Annotated in this window: 17 protein-coding genes, 1 tRNA gene and 1 pseudogene; 8 read left to right on the forward strand and 11 right to left on the reverse strand. The window is 53.0% G+C overall.

Annotated elements, in window-relative coordinates:
• Nucleotide 1 precedes the first annotated feature (1 nt).
• Nucleotides 2–562 carry a hypothetical protein gene (locus tag ACTHSQ_RS03055; protein WP_440371748.1) on the forward strand — a complete coding sequence of 187 codons (561 nt, stop codon included), beginning with the start codon at nucleotides 2–4 and terminating at the stop codon, nucleotides 560–562.
• Between the two features lie 47 nt (nucleotides 563–609).
• Here ACTHSQ_RS03055 and coaD read toward each other — a convergent pair whose 3' ends face one another.
• From coaD to ACTHSQ_RS03070, 3 genes are all read right to left on the reverse strand, one after another.
• The gene (gene coaD / locus ACTHSQ_RS03060; RefSeq protein ID WP_250578985.1) at nucleotides 610–1,122 is read right to left on the reverse strand and encodes a pantetheine-phosphate adenylyltransferase; all 513 of its coding nucleotides are present in this window, start codon (nucleotides 1,120–1,122) and stop codon (nucleotides 610–612) included.
• Between the two features lie 107 nt (nucleotides 1,123–1,229).
• Entirely contained in the window at nucleotides 1,230–1,916 is a 687-nt protein-coding gene (locus ACTHSQ_RS03065; RefSeq protein WP_003684643.1) for a Bax inhibitor-1 family protein, read from the reverse strand.
• Between the two features lie 164 nt (nucleotides 1,917–2,080).
• A complete protein-coding gene (locus tag ACTHSQ_RS03070; RefSeq protein WP_003682648.1) occupies nucleotides 2,081–2,356 on the reverse strand; it encodes an oxidative damage protection protein in 276 nt (91 codons plus the stop codon).
• Between the two features lie 129 nt (nucleotides 2,357–2,485).
• Here ACTHSQ_RS03070 and glnE point away from each other — a divergent pair, with 129 nt between their 5' ends.
• A complete protein-coding gene (glnE, locus tag ACTHSQ_RS03075) occupies nucleotides 2,486–5,170 on the forward strand; it encodes a bifunctional [glutamate--ammonia ligase]-adenylyl-L-tyrosine phosphorylase/[glutamate--ammonia-ligase] adenylyltransferase (protein WP_440371747.1) in 2,685 nt (894 codons plus the stop codon).
• A 106-nt stretch (nucleotides 5,171–5,276) separates the two neighbouring features.
• Here glnE and ACTHSQ_RS03080 read toward each other — a convergent pair whose 3' ends face one another.
• The gene (locus tag ACTHSQ_RS03080) at nucleotides 5,277–5,438 is read right to left on the reverse strand and encodes a hypothetical protein (RefSeq protein WP_049351628.1); all 162 of its coding nucleotides are present in this window, start codon (nucleotides 5,436–5,438) and stop codon (nucleotides 5,277–5,279) included.
• Here ACTHSQ_RS03080 and ACTHSQ_RS03085 point away from each other — a divergent pair.
• Nucleotides 5,403–5,567 (forward strand): annotated as a pseudogene (locus ACTHSQ_RS03085) (IS1595 family transposase); the annotation flags it as partial. The gene ACTHSQ_RS03080 and the pseudogene ACTHSQ_RS03085 overlap by 36 nt on opposite strands.
• A 38-nt stretch (nucleotides 5,568–5,605) precedes the next feature.
• Here ACTHSQ_RS03085 and ACTHSQ_RS03090 read toward each other — a convergent pair.
• Nucleotides 5,606–7,033 (reverse strand): TIGR00341 family protein, encoded by a 1,428-nt coding sequence (locus ACTHSQ_RS03090; protein WP_049351622.1) that lies wholly within the window; start codon nucleotides 7,031–7,033, stop codon nucleotides 5,606–5,608.
• A 303-nt stretch (nucleotides 7,034–7,336) separates the two neighbouring features.
• Between ACTHSQ_RS03090 and ACTHSQ_RS03095 the strand changes: the two genes are divergently transcribed.
• From ACTHSQ_RS03095 to ACTHSQ_RS03110, 4 genes are all read left to right on the forward strand, one after another.
• Nucleotides 7,337–8,431 (forward strand): FAD-dependent oxidoreductase, encoded by a 1,095-nt coding sequence (locus ACTHSQ_RS03095; RefSeq protein WP_049351621.1) that lies wholly within the window; start codon nucleotides 7,337–7,339, stop codon nucleotides 8,429–8,431.
• A 167-nt stretch (nucleotides 8,432–8,598) separates the two neighbouring features.
• Nucleotides 8,599–10,662, forward strand: coding sequence for a glycine--tRNA ligase subunit beta (gene glyS / locus ACTHSQ_RS03100; protein WP_440371746.1), 2,064 nt, complete (start codon nucleotides 8,599–8,601; stop codon nucleotides 10,660–10,662).
• Between the two features lie 162 nt (nucleotides 10,663–10,824).
• Nucleotides 10,825–11,904, forward strand: a complete 1,080-nt coding sequence (gene apbC / locus ACTHSQ_RS03105; protein WP_250591673.1) for an iron-sulfur cluster carrier protein ApbC — start codon at nucleotides 10,825–10,827, stop codon at nucleotides 11,902–11,904.
• 58 nt (nucleotides 11,905–11,962) lie between these two features.
• A tRNA-Lys gene (locus tag ACTHSQ_RS03110) sits at nucleotides 11,963–12,038 on the forward strand.
• A gap of 194 nt (nucleotides 12,039–12,232) precedes the next feature.
• On the opposite strand, the gene ACTHSQ_RS03115 is transcribed toward ACTHSQ_RS03110, so the two are convergent.
• The 5 genes from ACTHSQ_RS03115 to ACTHSQ_RS03135 form a co-directional block, all read right to left on the reverse strand.
• Nucleotides 12,233–13,486 carry an ABC transporter permease gene (locus ACTHSQ_RS03115; protein ID WP_440371745.1) on the reverse strand — a complete coding sequence of 418 codons (1,254 nt, stop codon included), beginning with the start codon at nucleotides 13,484–13,486 and terminating at the stop codon, nucleotides 12,233–12,235.
• Nucleotides 13,483–14,397 (reverse strand): ABC transporter ATP-binding protein, encoded by a 915-nt coding sequence (locus ACTHSQ_RS03120; RefSeq protein WP_440371744.1) that lies wholly within the window; start codon nucleotides 14,395–14,397, stop codon nucleotides 13,483–13,485. Before ACTHSQ_RS03120 ends, ACTHSQ_RS03115 begins: the two co-directional genes overlap by 4 nt.
• 28 nt (nucleotides 14,398–14,425) lie before the next feature.
• Nucleotides 14,426–15,169, reverse strand: coding sequence for an SH3 domain-containing protein (locus tag ACTHSQ_RS03125; RefSeq protein WP_003684618.1), 744 nt, complete (start codon nucleotides 15,167–15,169; stop codon nucleotides 14,426–14,428).
• Between the two features lie 80 nt (nucleotides 15,170–15,249).
• A complete protein-coding gene (locus tag ACTHSQ_RS03130; RefSeq protein ID WP_440371743.1) occupies nucleotides 15,250–16,248 on the reverse strand; it encodes a BtrH N-terminal domain-containing protein in 999 nt (332 codons plus the stop codon).
• 71 nt (nucleotides 16,249–16,319) lie between these two features.
• On the reverse strand, nucleotides 16,320–17,168 hold the full coding sequence (locus ACTHSQ_RS03135; RefSeq protein WP_440371759.1) for an RnfABCDGE type electron transport complex subunit B: 849 nt from the start codon (nucleotides 17,166–17,168) through the stop codon (nucleotides 16,320–16,322).
• A 210-nt stretch (nucleotides 17,169–17,378) separates the two neighbouring features.
• On the opposite strand from ACTHSQ_RS03135, the gene ACTHSQ_RS03140 reads away from it, so the two are divergent.
• Nucleotides 17,379–17,846, forward strand: coding sequence for a YchJ family protein (locus ACTHSQ_RS03140; protein WP_440371742.1), 468 nt, complete (start codon nucleotides 17,379–17,381; stop codon nucleotides 17,844–17,846).
• 264 nt (nucleotides 17,847–18,110) lie between these two features.
• On the opposite strand, the gene ACTHSQ_RS03145 is transcribed toward ACTHSQ_RS03140, so the two are convergent.
• Nucleotides 18,111–18,899, reverse strand: coding sequence for an inositol monophosphatase family protein (locus ACTHSQ_RS03145; protein ID WP_003684681.1), 789 nt, complete (start codon nucleotides 18,897–18,899; stop codon nucleotides 18,111–18,113).
• Nucleotides 18,900–18,967: the final 68 nt, after the last annotated feature.

Here is an 18,967-nt window from a genome sequence, read left to right on the forward strand (position 1 = left end):
CATGCTGTATGTGTTTGTTCGTGATATGTGGGATGTTCTGCGTTTGCGCTATCGTTCGCCGGAGACGTATTTGTATTCGCCTTTGGTGATGGCGGCGGTGTTGCTGCTGTTGGGCGTGGTAAACGCGGCCAGCATGTCGCCTTTGTTTGGCAGTGGCGCGGCGGCGGTGTGCCTGTCGGTAATTTTGGTAATTGTGAAATGGTTGGTGTTGAGCCGCTCGATGCGCAAGGTGCTGCATTATTACGGCGCGCCCCAGCTGCCTTTGTGGGGCTTTATTTTGGTGTCTGAGGCTTTGCTGCTGCCGCTGTTGCTGGTGTTGTATGTGCCGGCGTTGGCTGCGTTTGCGCTGTTGTGGCAAGCTTGGGTTTTTGTGGTGCAGGTGCGCGGTTTGATGTGGATGGGAAATGCGACGGTAGGCCGTGTTTTGGTGGGCTATCTGTTGTATGGTATCGGCGTGCTGTGTGTGGGTACGGTAATTTTGATGCTGTTTATTGCCGCCGGTTGGTTGGACATGGAAATGTTGAATCAAAACCTGCAGGCGTTGATGTCTGCTCGTAAATAATCAATGGAAATTGGAAGGCCGTCTGAAATGTTCAGACGGCCTTTGTTTTATGTGTTTGTTTCGTGGTCTTGCAGGATTTTTTGATAGACGGGGTCGGGGAGGTAGCGGCCTATCATGTCGCGCCAGCCTTGTGGGCCGACCAAGCCTTTGACCATGGTGGAGGACACTTCGGCTATTTCGCGCGGCGGCATCAGGAAGACGGTGGAGATTTCGGGGGCGATGTCGCTGTTGATGTAGCGCATCGAGCGTTCGTATTCGTAGTCGGCGGCGGAACGGATGCCGCGGACGATGAAATTGGCGTTGGCTTCGCGGGCGTAATCGACCAAAAAGCGGTTTTCAAACACGCTGATGCGGACGTTGGGGAAGGGGTGGGTAATGGCATCGAGCATGGCGCGGCGTTCTTCTATGGTGTAGGTGTTGCGCTTTTCGGGATTGGTGCCGATGGCGACGATGAGTTCGTCAAAGAGGGATTGGGCTTCCTGTATCATCCACAGGTGGCCGAGGGTGGGAGGGTCGAAGCTGCCTGCGTACACGGCACGGCGCGGAGTGGTCGTGGTCATTTGGGGTTGGGAATGGGGTTTGTGTGGCGTTCAGGATAGGGGAGTTTGCCGGTGATGTCAAAAATCAAAAAGGCCGTCTGAAATTTCAGACGGCCTTTGCGGCTTTATCAGTCGTCACCGCTAATAGAGATGAGGATTCTCAAGAGGCTGCTGAAAATGTTGTAGATGGAGATGAAGATGGTCAGCGCCGCGCTGATGTGGCTGTCTTCACCGCCGTCGATAACGGTACGCACCTGCCACATAATCATCAGGGAACTGAAGACAACGAAGCCGGCCGCGATAGTCAGGCTCAGGGCAGGGATGTTGAGGAAGATGTTGGCCACAACGGCAATCATAAGTACGATCGCACCGGCACCGAGGAAGCTGCCGAGTTTGTTCATGTTCATTGTGGTACGGCGTGCCATGGCGGACATGGTGAAGAATACACCGGCGGTCATGGCGGCGGCCGTACCGACGATTTGTGCGCCGTTGTTAATTGCCAGGGCGTATTGCAGCATAGGGCTGATGGCAAGGCCCATGCCGAAAGTGAAGATCATCAACAGGGCTACGCCGACGTTGCTGTAACGGTTTTTCTCGATCAGGAAGGTCATGCCGTAGAAGAAGCCGAAGAAGGCGGCCAGGGCAACATAGTATGAACCGAACATGGCGAAAATGTTAAAGCCTGTTTTGGCGGAAAAGAATGCGCCGGCAACGGCAGGAATGAAAGACAGGCCGAGCAGGCGGTAGGTTTTTTGCAGGACGGTATTTTTGGCAACCGAGCCTTGCGAGGTATAGTCGTAAACGTCGTTTTGCATGGCGTTTGCTCCAGTGTGGATTGGAAATGAATGAAATTTGGATTTTAACAGAGAATCATGGGTTTGTATGATTTATCTGTTCTATTTGCCTAATATGCGGGGAAATCGGGAATTTTAAAGGCCGTCTGAAAATCGGGTTTCAGACGGCCTTGGCTTTTTAATGCTTATTTAGGCTCTTGCGGAACATAGCCTTGTACGGCATCTGCGCCGTCGCCGAAGAAGTATTGTTCCATCTGCTGAGCGAGGTATTCGCGTGCGCGCGGATCGGCAAGGCTTAAGCGGTTTTCGTTGATGAGCATGGTTTGGTGACGGGTCCAAGCCATCCATGCTTCTTGGGAAACGTTTTCAAAAATGCGTTTGCCCAATTCGTTGGGCAGCGGCGGAAATTTCATGCCTTCGGCTTCTTTGCCGAGTTTGACGCAGTGAACCATACGGGTCATGGCGGTTTCCTTATGTGGGGGTTGTAAAGGTTGGTATTTTAGCCGATTGCACGGATAGGGGAAAGCGTGGGTTTCAGACGGCCTGAAACCTTGCTATGATGGTCTTTTCTGTTTATTCAGACAAAGATTATGAACCGCCTCGATACTGCCCGCCGTTATTCCCTTTTTCTCGCCCGCAACCTTGATTCCGGCAAACTCAAGCCTGAAATCTTCCTGCCCATGCTGGATAAGGTTTTGACCGAAGCTGATTTTCAAGCCTTTGCCGATTGGGACAAAATCCGCGCGGAAGAAAACGAGGAAGAATTGGCGCGGCAGTTGCGCGAGTTGCGCCGTTATGTGGTGTCGCAGATTATCGTGCGCGATATAAACCGTATCAGCGATTTGAACGAAGTTACCCGCACAATTACGCTGTTTGCCGATTTTGCCGTCAATACCGCGTTGGACTTTGCCTACGCCTATTATCAGGACATGTACGGCACGCCGATCGGGCGTTATACCAAATCGCCGCAGCATTTGAGCGTGGTGGCGATGGGCAAGGCGGGCGGCTATGAGCTGAACGTGTCTTCCGACATCGATTTGATTTTTGTCTATCCCGAATCGGGCGACACCGACGGCAGGCGTGAACGGGGCAATCAGGAATTTTTCACCAAAGTCGGGCAGAAACTGATTGCGCTGCTGAACGACATTACCGCCGACGGGCAGGTGTTCCGCGTCGATATGCGGCTGCGGCCGGACGGCGATTCGGGCGCGCTGGTATTGAGCGAAACCGCGCTGGAGCAATACCTGATTACGCAGGGGCGCGAATGGGAACGCTATGCGTGGTGCAAAGGCCGCGTGGTTACGCCGTATCCGAACGACATCAAATCGCTGGTGCGCCCCTTCGTGTTCCGCAAATATCTGGATTACAGCGCGTATGAGGCGATGCGTAACCTGCACCGCCAAATCCGCAGCGAAGTCAGCAAAAAAGGCATGGCGGACAACATCAAACTCGGCGCAGGCGGCATCCGCGAAGTCGAATTTATCGCCCAGATTTTTCAAATGATACGCGGCGGGCAAATGCGCGCGCTGCAACTGAAAGGCACGCAGGAAACGCTGAAGAAGCTTGCCGAGCTGGGCATCATGCCGTCTGAAAACGTCGAAACCCTGCTTGCCGCCTACCGCTTCCTGCGCGACGTCGAACACCGCCTGCAATACTGGGACGACCAACAAACCCAAACCCTGCCCTCCTCGCCCGAACAGCAGCAACTGCTCGCCGAAAGCATGGGTTTCGACAGCTACACCGCCTTTTCAGACGACCTCAACGCCCACCGCGCCAAGGTCAATCAGTTGTTCAACGAAATTTTGAGCGAACCCGAAGAGCAAACGCAAGACAACAGCGAATGGCAATGGGCGTGGCAGGAAAAACCCGACGAAGAAGAGCGGCAAGGTCGTCTGAAAGAACACGGGTTCGATGCCAAAACCATCGCCACAAGGCTCGACCAAATCCGGCACGGCCATAAATACCGCCATCTCTCCGCACATGCCCAGCCACGTTTCGACGCCATTGTGCCGCTGTTCGTACAGGCGGCGGCAGAGCAACCCAATCCGACCGATACGCTGATGCGGCTGTTTGACTTCCTCGAAAACATCAGCCGCCGCTCCGCCTATCTCGCCTTCCTTAACGAACATCCGCAAACCTTGGCGCAGCTGGCGCAGATTATGAGCCAAAGCTCATGGGTGGCGGCGTATCTGAGCAAATATCCGATTCTGCTGGACGAACTCATCAGCGCGCAGCTTTTGGATACCGCGTTCGACTGGCAAACCCTCGCCGCCGCCCTTTCAGACGACCTCAAAGCCTGCGGCGGCGACACCGAAGCGCAAATGGACACCCTGCGCCGCTTCCAGCACGCCCAAGTCTTCCGCCTTGCCGTCCAAGACCTCGCCGGACTGTGGACGGTAGAATCCCTCTCCGACCAACTCTCCGCCCTCGCCGACACCATACTCGCCGCCGCCCTGCCGTGCGCATGGGCGGACATGCCCAAAAAACACCGCGACACCCCGCAATTCGCCATCGTCGGCTACGGCAAACTCGGCGGCAAAGAACTCGGCTACGCCTCCGACCTCGACCTCGTCTATCTCTACGACGATCCCCATCCCGACGCAGGCGACGTGTACAGCCGCCTCGCCCGCCGCCTGACCAACTGGCTTTCCGCCGCCACCGGCGCAGGCAGCCTCTACGAAACCGACCTGCGCTTGCGCCCCAACGGCGACGCCGGCTTCCTCGCCCACAGCATCGCTGCCTTCGAAAAATATCAGCGCGAAAACGCCTGGACATGGGAACACCAGTCCCTCACCCGCGCCCGCTTCATCTGCGGCACACCCGAAATTCAGACGGCCTTCGACCGTATCCGCACCGAAATCCTCACCGCCGAACGCGACCAAACCGCCTTGGCAGGCGAAATCATCGAAATGCGCGAAAAAATGTTCCCCACCCATCCGCCTGCCGACAGCAACGTCAAATACGCGCGCGGCGGCGTGGTCGACGTCGAATTTATCGTCCAATACCTCATCCTTGCCCATGCCCGCCAGTATCCACAACTCTTGGACAACTACGGCAACATCGCTCTGTTGAACATTGCCGCCGACTGCGGCCTCATCGACAAAACCCTTGCCGAACAAAGCCGCACCGCCTACCGCTTCTACCGCCAGCAGCAACACAACACCAAACTGCGCGATGCCAAAAAAACCGAAGTGACGGACGAATTGCTGACCCATTACGGCAATGTGCGAAAACTATGGCAGGAAGTATTCGGGGCAGAAGTAAAGTTCGGATAAGTAGCCATTTATCCGATTAAGGCATACTTTCGGGCATAAAAAAACGTTGTTTGGTGAACCTAATAAAAAGGCCGTCTGAAACCTTTCAGACGGCCTTTTATGGTATTTATTCTTCTTCCTCTTCCTGTTCTGCCTCTGCAGGTTTTTCAAGGAAGTTGCCTGCCAACCACAGTAAAGCGCCACTACCCGTAATGCCTGCTTTAATCCATAGGGCGGTATCTTCGACCCATTCGTAAATCCAGACCAAAACTTTTGGTACCGCGTTCATATAATTCAAACCGAATGCCAAATCGATCGCAAATCTTTTCCGCTGTTCTTGAAAGAATGCGAATTTCGGTTTAACTTCGGCATACCGTCTCAACGGTTTAAAATCCTGCGGGATTGGTGTCGAATTTAGAGCTAATCTACGTTAGCCCCAAATATTTTGGAGAATGGCTATTTGTCCAAAACTTTAGCATTGACTAACAAGCGCACCGCTGTACCTTCATAACGCTGGTTCAACCACGCCTGTAAGCGTTCGTGATCTTTGGCAGGCAGAGGCTCCTTAAATTCGAGCGAGACCACGACAATATCGTTACTTATGTCTGCCTGTTTGTTTTGACTGCTTTCAGGCTGCTCCTGTGTAGTGGGTGCCGTTTGCGCTTTCTCCCAAACCAAGCCGCGTCCGACAACGATTTTTTCCGCTTCCGGATATTGGGCTTTTAATTCTTTGAGTACCGCAGCATCGTCAGCACCGGCAGTTTTACCTGCAAGCACGGTATCTATGTAGGCTTGTTGCTCTTTCAACTCATTTTGCTGCTGCGCCGAGTTGTTTCGGCTTGCCAGCAATTCTTCGATTTTAGCATCGTCCCCTCCCGCATAGACCACGTTGACCTTCGGCGCTTTCACACCTGACACTTCAAGGCTCTTCACCAATAAGGCAGAAATTTTCTCAGCATTGCCCGTTCCGTTGACAATCAGACCGACCATATTTTCTCTGTGGTTCAAAATCTTACGCAGCACGAAAAAACCTTCCTGTTGCTGTGCGGTGGCAATGGCGGAATTGGCTTTGGTGTTGAAGATCTCCTGACGCACCAGTCCTGATGCCATATAGCCGCTCGGAATCATCACAGCCAGTACGACGGCGGTAATAATGATACTTTGCAACCGGCGTTTGGATTCCGTTACCAACCCCCTGCGCGGCAGCTTGAGCAGCTTGGAAAACAACAAGGTCGAAAAAGCGATGAACACGCAGTTGATGGCAAACAGATAAAAAGCGCCAAAAAAATATTGCCAGTTGCCATGAGCCAGTCCGTAGCCCGCGGTACACAGTGGCGGCATCAATGCGGTCGCAATCGCCACACCCGGTATGGCATTGCCTCCTTCTTTTCGGGTCTGCGCCACAATGCCCGCACTACCGCCGAAGAAGGCAATCAACACATCCCAAAGAGTCGGCTGAGTACGCGCCAAAAGCTCACTTTGCGCCTCTTTAAGCGGGGTTAACAGGAAATACAACGTAGCGGTAATCAAGCTGATGACGACAAATATAATAATATTGCGTGCCGCTTGGCGGATCAGCGTAGTATCGCCGACCGCCAAACCATAACCCATACCGACTATCGGCCCCATCAACGGCGAAATCAACATTGCGCCGATCACTACCGCCGTGCTGTTGACATTCAGACCGATACTCGCCACAGCAATGGCAAATATCAATACCCACATATTGGTTCCGGACACCCGAGTATTGGCACGAATGACGGAATCGATTTTGTCAGGATGAGCTTGGTCATGTGCAAGATTGAACACATCTTGCAACTTGGTCATGGCAACGTTGTCTGCTACTTCCTGTTTTTTACTATTTTCTTGTTCTAGTTCTTGCATGTTCTTACCTTTATGCCGAGGATAAATAAAGTACTGCCCAAGCTTTTCATCATTATTCCTTATAAAATCAAATGGGTGCATCAAAACCAATCAACAGGTGCAATGAAGCTGAGTGAATGTGAATATGTCAAAAGATGACATTATAGTAGGTTTTATGTAAGGAAGATTTTTTGTTTACGTAGTACTGATTTAGCTTAAGCATGATCTGCAAAAACTGTTCTCATTTTCTGTCGATATTGTGATACAGCAAAACAAGTTCTAAAATATGCAGTTCATTTATGTATTAAAAACAAGGAGAAACTGATGTCTAAGGTTGCGGTACTCGGTGGCGGTCTTTCTGGCCGTCTGATGGCGTTCCAACTGGCAGAGCAGGGCATTTCGGTCGAGTTGTTTGAGAAAGGCGAACGCGATGGCGCGCAAGCCGCCGCTTATGTTGCCGCGGCCATGCTGGCACCTTCTGCTGAAGCGGTGGAGGCAACGCCCGAAGTCATTCGTTTGGGCAAACAAAGCATTGCGCTTTGGCGCGCGATTGTCGGCCGTCTGAATACGCCGGTGATGATGCAGGAAAACGGCAGCCTGATTGTTTGGCACACGCAGGACAAGCCGCTTTCTGCCGAGTTTGCCCGTCATTTGAAGCGCGGCGGCGTGGCAGAACATGAAACCATACGTTGGAATGCGGATGAAATTGCAGCAAACGAACCGCAACTGGCAGGGCGGTTTTCAGACGGCCTGTATCTGCCGACGGAAGGGCAGTTGGACGGACGGCAGGTATTGAATGCGCTGGCTGATGCTTTGGAGTCGATGAATGTGGCGTGTCATTGGTCATGCGAACGCGAAGCCGAAGATTTGGCGGTGCAATACGATTGGGTCATCGATTGCCGCGGTTATGGTGCAAAGAGCGCGTGGAACAGGCCGTCTGAAAGCGTTTTGCGCGGCGTTCGCGGCGAAGTAGCACGCGTTTACGCCCCTGAAATCGAGCTGTCCCGCCCCGTACGTCTGCTGCATCCGCGCTATCCTTTGTATATCGCGCCGAAGGAAAACCATATTTTTGTGATTGGTGCGACCCAAATCGAAAGCGAAAGCCAAGCGCCGGCAAGCGTGCGTTCCGGTTTGGAACTTTTGTCTGCGCTGTATGCCGTGCATCCGGCATTTGGCGAGGCGAATCTTTTAGAACTGGCCACCGGCCTGCGCCCGACTTTAAACCACCACAATCCCGAAATCCGCTTCAACCGCGAACGCCGCCTGATTGAAGTCAACGGCCTGTTCCGCCACGGCTTTATGATTTCCCCGGCCGTGACCGGCGCGGCCGTGCGTTTGGCCGGCGCGCTGTTTGCCGGAAGCGACATTCCCGAATACGACGAAACCAGCGGTTTGCCGTATATCCGCGCCGCAAATTGAAGACGTTGCGGACGAAGTGGCTTGAAAATCGGGCAAATTGTTTGTGAAAGACAGCCACAGGCCGTCTGAAAATGATAAAATCGCCGTCAATTCAATTAACCTTGCGTCTGAAAACCGCATGATGCCGTTTTCAGACGCCAACCAATTTCCTATTTAACGATAAGCACATGACAACCCAAACCCTTTTAATCGAACTTCTCACTGAAGAACTCCCACCAAAAGCCCTCAATAATTTGGGCAACCATTTTGCCGCTTCCGTTGCCGAAGGCTTGGAAAAAGCGCAACTGATTGACGGCGCAGCCGAATTTACCGCCTACGCCTCGCCGCGCCGTTTGGCCGTTCAAGTCAAAAACGTCAAATCCGTTCAAGCCGATCAGAAAATCGTGAAAAAAGGCCCTGCCGTAGCGAATGCCATGAAAGACTGTGCGCCGACCAAGGCTTTGGAGGGTTTCGCGCGCGGTGCAGGTGCGAAAATCGAAGACTTGACCATCATTAACGATGGCAAGCAAGACGTGTACGCCTACGAATACGTCCAAACCGGCAAACCGCTGGGCGAGCTTTTGGAAGACATCATCAATGCAGCAGTGAAAAAACTGCCGATTCCTAAAGTCATGCGTTGGGGCAGCAGCACATTTACCTTCGTGCGCCCTGTACACAGCCTGATCGTGCTGCACGGCGGCGACATCGTAAACGTCAGCGTTTTGGGTCTGCAAAGCGGCAATAAAACATTGGGTCACCGCTTCCTTTCCAGCGGCGAAATTGCCATCGAAAATGCTGACAGCTACGCCGCACAAATGCGCGAGCAAGGTAAAGTGGAAGCATCGTTTGCCGAACGCAAAGCCGCCATTCAGACGGCCTTGAATGAGCAGGCGGGCCGTCTGAACGCGACCGTTGCCGCTGACGAAGCATTGTTGGACGAAGTGACTGCATTAGTCGAATGGCCTGTGGTATTGGAAGCCGGTTTTGAAGAACACTTCCTCGCCGTGCCTCAAGAATGCTTGATTCTGACCATGCAGCAAAACCAAAAATACTTCCCGCTGCTCGACCAAAACGGCAAACTGATGAACCGCTTCCTGCTGGTGTCCAACCTGCAAACTGAAGACCCGTCACACATCATCCAAGGCAACGAACGTGTTTTGCGCGCGCGTTTGTCTGATGCCGAGTTCTTCTACAAACAAGACCAAAAAGCGACTTTGGAAAGCCGCCTGCCGAAATTGTCCAGCGTGGTTTACCACAACAAAATCGGTTCGCAAGCCGAGCGCATCGAGCGTCTGCAAAGCATTGCCGCCCATATCGCCAAAGCATTGGGCGCGGATGCCGCCGCAGCCGAGCGCGCCGCGCGTTTGGCCAAAGCCGACTTGGTAACCGAAATGGTCGGCGAGTTCCCCGAATTGCAAGGCACCATGGGCAAATACTATGCCCGCTTGAACGGCGAAACCGAAGAAATCGCCGAAGCCATCGAGCAACACTACCAACCGCGTTTTGCCGGCGACAACCTGCCGAACGGCAAAGTGGCAACCGCCGTTGCTTTGGCCGACAAACTGGAAACCTTGGTCGGCATTTGGGGCATCGGCCTGATTCCGACCGGCGATAAAGACCCATACGCCCTGCGCCGCGCCGCATTGGGTATTTTGCGTATGCTGATGCAGTACGGTTTGGACGTAAACGAACTGATTCAGACGGCCTTCAACAGCTTCCCGAAAGGTTTGCTCAACGAAAAAACGCCGTCTGAAACCGTCGACTTCATGCAGGCGCGTTTGGCCGTGTTGCTGCAAAACGATTATCCGCAAGACATCGTTGCCGCCGTATTGGCGAAACAGCCGCGCCGTTTGGATGACGTAGTGGCCAAACTGCAAGCCGTTGCCGCGTTCAAACAGCTGCCTGAAGCCGCCGCATTGGCCGCAGCCAACAAACGCGTACAAAACCTGCTGAAAAAAGCTGATGCCGAGTTGGGCGCAGTTAACGAAAGTCTGCTGCAACAGGACGAAGAAAAAGCCCTGTACGCCGCCGCGCAAGGTTTGCAGCCGAAAATCTCCGCCGCCGTTGCCGAAGGTAATTTCCAAACTGCTTTGTCCGAGTTGGCTTCCGTCAAGCCGCAAGTCGACGCATTCTTCGACGGCGTGATGGTGATGGCCGAAGATGCCGCCGTGAAACAAAACCGTTTGAACCTGCTGAACCGCTTGGCAGAACAAATGAACGCAGTTGCCGACATTGCGCTCTTGAGCGAATAAGGCCTTGTTTCAGTTGACCCTCTTTTCAGGCTGCCCGATGTTTCAGGCAGCCTGAAGTTTTTCGGGCGTATCCCTTGCATGGCGTTCAAGGGTATAATTCGGCAGATTTGTCGCACGACAAATCGCGCACATAAACAATTTCCCACATTCAAGAGGCAGATTATGAATATCCCAGCCATCCGAACCGCACTCGATGCCGTATTGATTCCCCATACAATGCGCACCTTAGGCAGCGAAAAAGCCGTTACACTCCTTGAAGAGCGTTCAGACGGCCTGCATATCGGCCTGAAATTCGCGTTCCCAGTTGCCCATATTGCCGTAGACATTGCCAACGCCCTCCAAGAAGCCGTCATGGCACATACCGGCGACACTCATATCCACTTAAGTATCGATACCGAAATCGGTACGCACAAAGTCCAACCCGGCGTGGCAACCATCAAAGGCGTGAAAAACATCATTGCTGTTGCATCAGGCAAAGGCGGTGTCGGCAAATCAACGACCACTGCCAACCTTGCCACCGCAATGGCCAGAATGGGCGCGCGCGTCGGCGTACTCGATGCCGACCTGTACGGCCCAAGCCAGCCCACCATGCTCGGCGTACAAGACCGCAAACCCGACCAACAAAACAAAAAACTGATTCCCGTTGAAGCCGAAAGCGGCATTCAAGTGATGTCCATCGGTTTTCTGGTCGATACCGACCAAGCCGTCGTTTGGCGCGGCCCGATGGTCAGCCAAGCCTTGCAACAGCTGATGTTCCAAAGCGAATGGGACAATGTTGACTATCTCTTCATCGACCTGCCGCCCGGTACCGGCGATATCCAATTGACCCTGTCACAAAAAATCCCCGTGACTGGCTCCGTTGTCGTCACTACGCCGCAAGACATCGCCCTGATTGATGCACGCAAAGCCGTGGATATGTTCAACAAAGTCAATATCCCGATTTTGGGCGTTTTGGAAAACATGTCTGTCCATATCTGCTCCAACTGCGGCCATACCGAAGCAATCTTTGGCGCAGAAGGCGGTAAAAACCTGGCAGAGCGTTTGAACGTACCGTTGCTCGGCCAGCTTCCGTTGAGCCTGCCTGTACGCGAAGCCATGGACAGCGGCACATCTTCGGCCTTGTTTGAAAACAACCAAACCATCGCCGACATCTACACCGAAGCCGCATTCCAAATCGCGCTGGCCATTGCAGATAAAGGCAAAGACTTCAGCAGCCGCTTCCCGAAAATCGTCGTCGAATAAAAAAGTTTAAAAAAGTGTTGACAGCTGTGAGACCCGTCTCTATAATGCACAGCTCATCGGGTCGTTAGCTCAGTCGGTAGAGCAGCGGACTTTTAATCCGTTGGTCGAGCGTTCGAATCGCTCACGACCCACCAAATATGAAAACCTGCTTTGAAAAAAGCAGGTTTTTTTACGTTTGGAGTTTAGGATTTTGTTGAGCATATTTTGTTATTGAAACAATCCATAGCACATCAAGCATCAGGCCGTCTGAAAGATATTTTCAGACGGCCTGAAGTTTTATAGGAATGGTTTTGAGAAATAAGTTTTCTACTTAGTGCAGACAAACGGTTTAAAACCTTACCTGCGTCTGCAACTGCCTACGATAAACCAATACGGCAGCAGTCAGCGTGGCAAAAGAGAATGCAGACAATAAAAGCAGATAACGGCCGATTCCGTCCAGTCCGCTGCGGTTGAGCAGCAATTCCTGAAAAGCCTTCAAGCCCCAAGCCATCGGGGAAATCCAAGTGAGTTGCTGCATGGTTTCGGGCATGACGTGGGCGGGGACCATAATGCCGCCGATTGCCGCCATCAGGATAATGCCGCCGCCGCCGAGTACGACGGCGTGTTCAGTAGATTTGGCGCAGACGCTGATTAACAGCGCGTAGCCAAGTGCGGCGGCGCTGACGGCGGCGGACAGCAGAGCGTAGGGAGCAAGGCTGCCGTTGAGTATGAGGGCGGGCACGCCGATTTCGGGCAGCAGGTAGCGGCCGAGCAACAGCATTCCGACAAACTGAAGCTGGTTAATCAGGAAATAGGGGATAAGTTTCGCAGCAATCAGGCCGGATGCGGAGGCGCGGGCGAGACGTAAGCGGGTAATGGTGTTGGTCTGGCGTTCCAGCGCCATGACGTTCGACAGCGGTATCATAATGAAAAACATACCGAAAATCAGCCATGCGGGGACGCTGTGCTGTACGGCGTTGGGTTTTTCCACTGTGCCGCTGCCTGCGCTCAGGTAATGCTCTTCCAGCATTTTCTTATCTAAAAAGCTGCGCACGGCGGCAAATTGTTCGTCGTTTTTTTCATCCACTTTTTTCTGGATGTCTTTGCGGATGGCGCGGGGCAGTTTTTTATTGTCGATTTTGATGCCGTCGTTGTTGTCGAAATAAGCGTCCAGCCGCGTTTCAGTGTAGTGCTGCTGCAAAACGCCTTTGACCGCCGCCAGCCACGAAGGCTCGGTATCCGGCGGTACATAGATTTGCAGGGCTTTGTTGTCGGCGATTTTGCCGGAAGCGGCGTTCGGGTTGTGCAGCACCAGTTGGAAACGCTTGTCGTGCAATCCATTTTGCGCGTCGGTCAGTTTTTCAGACGGCATCAGCGTGACATGAATCTGCTCTTTTTCCAACGCAGCGGCCAGCGTGGTATTGATACTGTCGTCTGTCGAACCGACCAGCGCGATGCGGCTGTCGGTGTGCGGGTCTTGGTCGCGGCTCAGTGCCAACGACATAATCAGCATGAAGGCGATGGGCATCACAAACAACACGGCTAAACCGTGCAGGTCGCGGCAGAGCAGTTTGAGTTCTTTGAGGAGGGAGGAGGTTGTCATTGTGGATTTTGCTTATCTGTTGCCGGTTCGTCTTTGCGCAGGAAATCAAGGTAAAACGTTTCCAGAGAACCGTGTCCCTGCTGGAAGTAGCGGATTTGCGCGCCGCTTTGTTGCAGGGCGGCGTAAACGGCGGCGGCATCGTGCGCCGTTTCCATCATACCGCGGCTGTCCACTTGCTTGGCACCCAAGGCGGTCAGCGTTTGAGGCGGCAGCGGCGGTTCGACGGTAAAGCGCACGACACCGGTTTGCGTGCTTAAAAGCTCGTCCAAACCGCCGTGGTACACCAGCTTACCGTGTTGCAGCAGCGCGATTTTGTCGCAAAGCTGCTCGATTTCCGACAGATAGTGCGAGGTGTACACCACCGTCACCCCCTGTCGCGTCAAATCCGCCACGCTGTCGAGGATAAAGCGGCGCGACTGCGGATCGATGCCGACTGTGATTTCGTCGAGGAACACCAGTTGCGGCGTGTTAATCAGGCCGATGGCAAAATTCAGACGGCGTTTAAGCCCGCCCGAAAGATGCTTTGCCGCCTTATTTTTATGGGCGGTCAGATTGGTCTGTTCTAGAAGCGCGTTCAGACGGCCTTTGTCGCGCACTTTGTAAAGCGAGGCGAAAAACAGCAGGTTGTCCCACACAGAAAGCTGCGGATAAAACGCGAAATCCTGCGGCACCAAACCGATTTTCTGCCGCTCGCTGCGGCCCAACAGGCGCAACGGCTTGCCGTCAAACAAAATTTCGCCCTGCCGCACTTCCTGCAAGCCTGCCAAAAGCGACATCAGCGTCGTTTTCCCCGCACCGTTGTGGCCGAGCAGCCCCAAACATTCGCCGTCGGCAATATCGAACGACACATTGTCCAGCGCGGCGGTTTCGGTTTTGGGATAACGGTGGGAGAGGGATTGGATTTGAATCATGGTTTCAGACGACCTTTTCGAGCGATATTTATATCACACCACTCCATAAATAACGGCGCTGGAATTTACCGTCCTTAAATATAAAGCAGACATCGAAAGGAGCGCCGTCCGAACCTTGTCTGCCAAACAGATAAAGCGTCTTATCGCTGCGGCGGTAATAAGCTTCCCAGCCTTGATATACATTGCTGCCGCGTGCGGTGGAGGCAAAATCGGGCGAGAAGAGTCCTTGCAGTTCGGCAGCGGGAACCGCTTGACCGTTTAGCGTGATACGTTCAAGCGCGAACACGCTTTTGGGAATGTCATAGTCTGTACCATAGAAAGGTTTGCCTCGATAGAGCCGCGCGGTGTATTTGTCTTTGTTGATGCCCGAGAAGTCGCTGAGTTTTGGATGGATGCGGCGGGCAACGATGTGTACCTTTTGTCCGCTACCGGACAAAGTCAGCGTATCGTCATGACCGGATTGTTCGCGCAGTCGGGCGAAGCTTTTATCGGAGGCGGGAAATATCAGACGGCTGTAATGGATGAAACCGTAGTCTTCTGCGGCAGGTTGTTGCAGTTGGGCAGTACAGAAACTCAAACTGCCTTCGCCACCATCACCCAAACATTTCAACGGTGTGCCGTTGGGGATTTTTGCCAAGACTCTGGCATTCAAATCGGGGCTTTCGCGTAAGTTGGTGTGTCCGTCGGCATCATGAACCAAGGCAAAGCCGTCCGGCGGCGCGGCATGGGTTAAGGCGGAACACAAGAATAAGACAGTAGCTAGGTAACGCATTTTTAATTTCTTTTAGTTTTCAGACGGCCTGAATGTCAAAATAATCCACGGTAGATTAATCGGGATCGAATAAATCCTGATTATTTCAATAATCCGCGCCACAATGCTTCTTCATTATCCGCAATTTTGCGCAGAAATTCGGCAATGTTGCGGCAGCCGTTTTCGGATGGTTTTTTGCACTGTTTTACGCATATTGCTGCGAATTGACGCCATTGGTCACCGATGGCGGTCATTTGTTCTGAGGCCGTCTGAAACGCAGGTTCGTTGCAGATATGGGCGGCTTGTTCGAGGAAGTAGGCGTAGATGTAGCGGAAACCTGCGCCGCCGGTGCCGATTTCTTCCTGCATCCGCACCAAATGGCCGAGAAACAGTTTTTGGTATTTGTCGTTTTGTTTGGCGGGCAGGGATTCGATTTTTTTGGCCAGCGTGCGGATACCTTTTACGCCGATGAAAAAGACCGGTGCGAGCATATGTTTGGCGTTTTTGCGTATGGCTTTGCGGATAATGGCGGGCAAGTCTGCCATGATTTTTTCAGACGGCCTGTTGTCTTCCAAGGTGTACATCATGCCTTTTGCCGCCAATACGCCTTTGGCAAAGCGCGCCCGCTGCAAATCCTTGGCGGCGCAGCGTTGTACGGTTTCAAATACGGGGTCGCTGATGAGGTAGTCGTTGCCGTCTTTGCCGTACACTAAAAGATTGTGTGCGTTGAAATGGAAGCGCATTTGCGGTGGGAAGTAGGGCAGCCAGAAGACGGAGGTTTGCAAACCTGCCAGTTTGCCTGAGGATAGCGCGGCATCCAATGCGGCTTGTCCGCTTTGTGTGTCGGAAAATTTGCGCACGGATAATTTCAGCCCCAATGCTTTGCAGGTGTTTTTGATGATGCTGCGCGGCGCGGTACGGTAGGAAACCAGCGGCATACCGTTTAATTTGATCAGCGGCATCCAGACAAATGTCAGCGCGTGGGCAATGCCGAAAATCATGGCTTCGTCTAAATTGTGGCCATGGTATTTGAGCAGGGTGGACATCACACCGCTTTCGCAATGGGCGGTATGCTGGTGTGGAAATTCTTGTGTGGTCATAAAGTTATTGGTTTTCGTGCAATGTTTTCAGACGGCTTGATGCGGTCGGAATGGGTTTGTTATTTTGGAAATCAGCGGGCTTCTTTGGCCGCTTCCTGCTCAGCTTTGTAGCGGCGCAGAAACTCGATGGCAGCGGCTTTTTCGGCTTCGTTGCCGTATTTGGCATCACGTTGGGCGCGGCGCAGTTCGGCGCGTTCTTTGGCTTCTTCGATTTGGCGCGCTTTGAAGTCTTCGCGGTTGCCGGAGGAGACGAGTTTGTCCTGCTGCGATTGCGCTTTGGCCATGGCTTTGGCAATCAAATCCATGGGGTTGAATGCGGCGCTTGGTGCGGCTGTTTGGGTTTGTGCCTGTGCGGCCTGTTTGGCTTTGACGGCGGCTTCGCGTTGCGCCAGCAGGGCTTTGCGTTCGGCATCATCGCGCTGTTTGCGCGCGGTATGGCGTTCAAAACGGCTTTGTGCGTGTTCGGCGGCGGCAAAGCGCGGTTCGGCAGAGGTGCTGAAACGGCGTGCGGACGGCAGGAAGGGCTGCGATACGGGAACCATGTCGATGCAGTCGACGGGACAGGGGGTAACGCACAAGCCGCAGCCGGTGCATTCGTCGCTGATGACGGTGTGCATCAGTTTGGATGCGCCCATAATGGCATCGACAGGGCAGGCGCGGATACAGGCGGTACAGCCGATGCAGACGGCTTCGTCAATCAGGGCTACGGCTTTGATTTGTGTTTTTGCCGGCGCGAGGTAGGGCTTGCCCAATAGGTCGGCCAGGTCTTTCATGACGGTTTCCCCACCCGGTGCGCACAGGTTTACCGATGCTTCTCCTGCCGACAGGGCGCGCGCATAGGGTAGGCAGCCTTCATAACCGCACTCACGGCATTGGGTTTGCGGCAACAGGCGGCTGATGCTTTGGATGGGAATGGTCATCATGGATAGTCAAAATCGAAAAGGCGCATTATATCAGATTGTTGCGTTTGTTTTGGCGAAACCCGCTTTGCTTATTTTAGCGAAACTCTCCACGCTCGTTTTGGTAAACTCGTTACAATCGTTTTGGCGAAACTCGCTACACTCATTTTCAGACGGCCTGAGTCGGGTTTACGTTATAATTTTGAAATGGATTTATTCGGGTAATTAGGAATGACGGCTACACTTTGCCCCTGTCAGTCGGGGCGTGTTTATACGGAATGTTGCGCACCGTTTCATGCGCGTGAGGCGGCGACCGCGACGGCGGAAGAGTTGATGCGTTCGCGTTACAGCGCGTATGTTTTGCAGGAAATCGACTATATCGTGGACACGACTGTCCCTGAGCAGCAGAATTTGTTGGATAAGCAGGATTTGGCGGCATGGAGTAAGCAGACGCAGTGGTCGGGATTGAAGGTTATCCGTCATGTGCCGTTTGGCAAGCTGCATGCTTTGGTCGAGTTTGAGGCGTATTTTGAAGAGAACGGGCAAACCGAGTGCCATCATGAATTGTCGGCGTTTGTGAAAATAGACAGGCGTTGGTACTTTATTGATCCGGCCGTTGCGTTGCCGACGATGAAACAGCCTTGTTTGTGCGGTTCGGGCAAAAAGTTTAAGGCGTGTTGCGGACAGTTTTTCAAATAGTAATGTAAACAGGCCGTCTGAACGTTCAGACGGCCTAAGCTGTTTTGCAGATAAAAAAAACCATTCATACTAAGGGAGAAAGTATGAATGGCCAATACATTGCGGGAAAACGTCTTACTTGCTGCACCGCCCAAAAGGGATGAAAGAGCGGTGTTGTGTCAGCGATTAGTATTCTACCGTTTTTAGTATTAAATGCTGTTAAGAAGTGAAATAATTTCAATAAATTGCAAGATAATCGTGATTTTTTGAAGATAAACGGCATTTTTACTGATTTTCTCGAATCCATTTCACCCATTGCTGAAACAGCTCGGGTTGCAATGCGGCGATGACGGAACGTTTGAATACATGTTCGCCGCTCCAAAAATCGTCGCCTTCCAAAGTGGTCAGGCAGCCGCCGGCTTCTTCAAAAATCAATGCACCGGCAGCGTAGTCCCAAAGCTTTTGTCCGCCGTGGATGTAAATATCGTAGCGGCCGCTGGCAAGGTAGCACCAGTCGAGCGTGCTGCTGCCCATGCTGCGGATTGTGCCGAATGGGGCAAGGGTATTCATGCGGCTGGCGAGTTTGCCCGAACGCAGGTATTTGATTTCTACGCCGGCAATGGATTCGTTGAGTTTTTTGTTTTCGGAGCGCAGCGGTAGCGGCGTACCGTTGAGGAATGCGCCTTTGCCGCGTTCGGCATAGAAACATTCGCCGCTGACCGGATTGTAAATCACGCCCAATTCGGCGTGGCCGTTTTTAACCAGTGCGACGGATACGGCAAAATGCGGCAAACCGTTGACGAAGTTGTTTGTGCCGTCGATAGGGTCGACAATCCACAGGCCGTCTGAATGTTCGTTCCACAAACGGGTTTGCTCCTGAACGCTCATCTCCTCGCCCAACATCGGACAATCCTCCAATAAGGGCAGGGCGGCGGCAAAAGCGGTTTGTGCGGCCAAATCTGCTTCACTCAAAACCGAGCCGTCTTCCTTGCGTCGTGACGGCGTGTTCAGAAAACGCGGCATGACTTCGGTTTGGGCGATGTGGCGGACGACTTTCTGTAAACGGTATAGCACGGCGTATCCTTGTTTTTTGCAGTTTTGCGTGACAGTGGATTAAAATTCGGGAAGTTTTAAATTATAGT

The sequence above is a fragment of the Neisseria sp. P0009.S008 genome, assembly GCF_051958615.1.
Taxonomy (GTDB): Bacteria; Pseudomonadota; Gammaproteobacteria; order Burkholderiales; family Neisseriaceae; genus Neisseria; species Neisseria subflava.

Excerpts from the sequence above, each read along its gene's own strand:
- ACTHSQ_RS03065 (WP_003684643.1), bottom strand. The coding sequence starts at position 1,916 with ATGCAAAACGACGTTTACGACTATACCTCGCAAGGCTCGGTTGCCAAA.
- ACTHSQ_RS03080 (WP_049351628.1), bottom strand. The coding sequence starts at position 5,438 with ATGAACGCGGTACCAAAAGTTTTGGTCTGGATTTACGAATGGGTCGAA.
- ACTHSQ_RS03070 (WP_003682648.1), bottom strand. The coding sequence starts at position 2,356 with ATGACCCGTATGGTTCACTGCGTCAAACTCGGCAAAGAAGCCGAAGGC.
- ACTHSQ_RS03135 (WP_440371759.1), bottom strand. The coding sequence starts at position 17,168 with ATGACCATTCCCATCCAAAGCATCAGCCGCCTGTTGCCGCAAACCCAA.
- glnE (WP_440371747.1), top strand. The coding sequence starts at position 2,486 with ATGAACCGCCTCGATACTGCCCGCCGTTATTCCCTTTTTCTCGCCCGC.
- ACTHSQ_RS03120 (WP_440371744.1), bottom strand. The coding sequence starts at position 14,397 with ATGATTCAAATCCAATCCCTCTCCCACCGTTATCCCAAAACCGAAACC.
- apbC (WP_250591673.1), top strand. The coding sequence starts at position 10,825 with ATGAATATCCCAGCCATCCGAACCGCACTCGATGCCGTATTGATTCCC.
- ACTHSQ_RS03055 (WP_440371748.1), top strand. The coding sequence starts at position 2 with ATGCTGTATGTGTTTGTTCGTGATATGTGGGATGTTCTGCGTTTGCGC.
- coaD (WP_250578985.1), bottom strand. The coding sequence starts at position 1,122 with ATGACCACGACCACTCCGCGCCGTGCCGTGTACGCAGGCAGCTTCGAC.
- ACTHSQ_RS03115 (WP_440371745.1), bottom strand. The coding sequence starts at position 13,486 with ATGACAACCTCCTCCCTCCTCAAAGAACTCAAACTGCTCTGCCGCGAC.
- glyS (WP_440371746.1), top strand. The coding sequence starts at position 8,599 with ATGACAACCCAAACCCTTTTAATCGAACTTCTCACTGAAGAACTCCCA.
- ACTHSQ_RS03090 (WP_049351622.1), bottom strand. The coding sequence starts at position 7,033 with ATGCAAGAACTAGAACAAGAAAATAGTAAAAAACAGGAAGTAGCAGAC.
- ACTHSQ_RS03125 (WP_003684618.1), bottom strand. The coding sequence starts at position 15,169 with ATGCGTTACCTAGCTACTGTCTTATTCTTGTGTTCCGCCTTAACCCAT.
- ACTHSQ_RS03140 (WP_440371742.1), top strand. The coding sequence starts at position 17,379 with ATGACGGCTACACTTTGCCCCTGTCAGTCGGGGCGTGTTTATACGGAA.
- ACTHSQ_RS03130 (WP_440371743.1), bottom strand. The coding sequence starts at position 16,248 with ATGACCACACAAGAATTTCCACACCAGCATACCGCCCATTGCGAAAGC.
- ACTHSQ_RS03095 (WP_049351621.1), top strand. The coding sequence starts at position 7,337 with ATGTCTAAGGTTGCGGTACTCGGTGGCGGTCTTTCTGGCCGTCTGATG.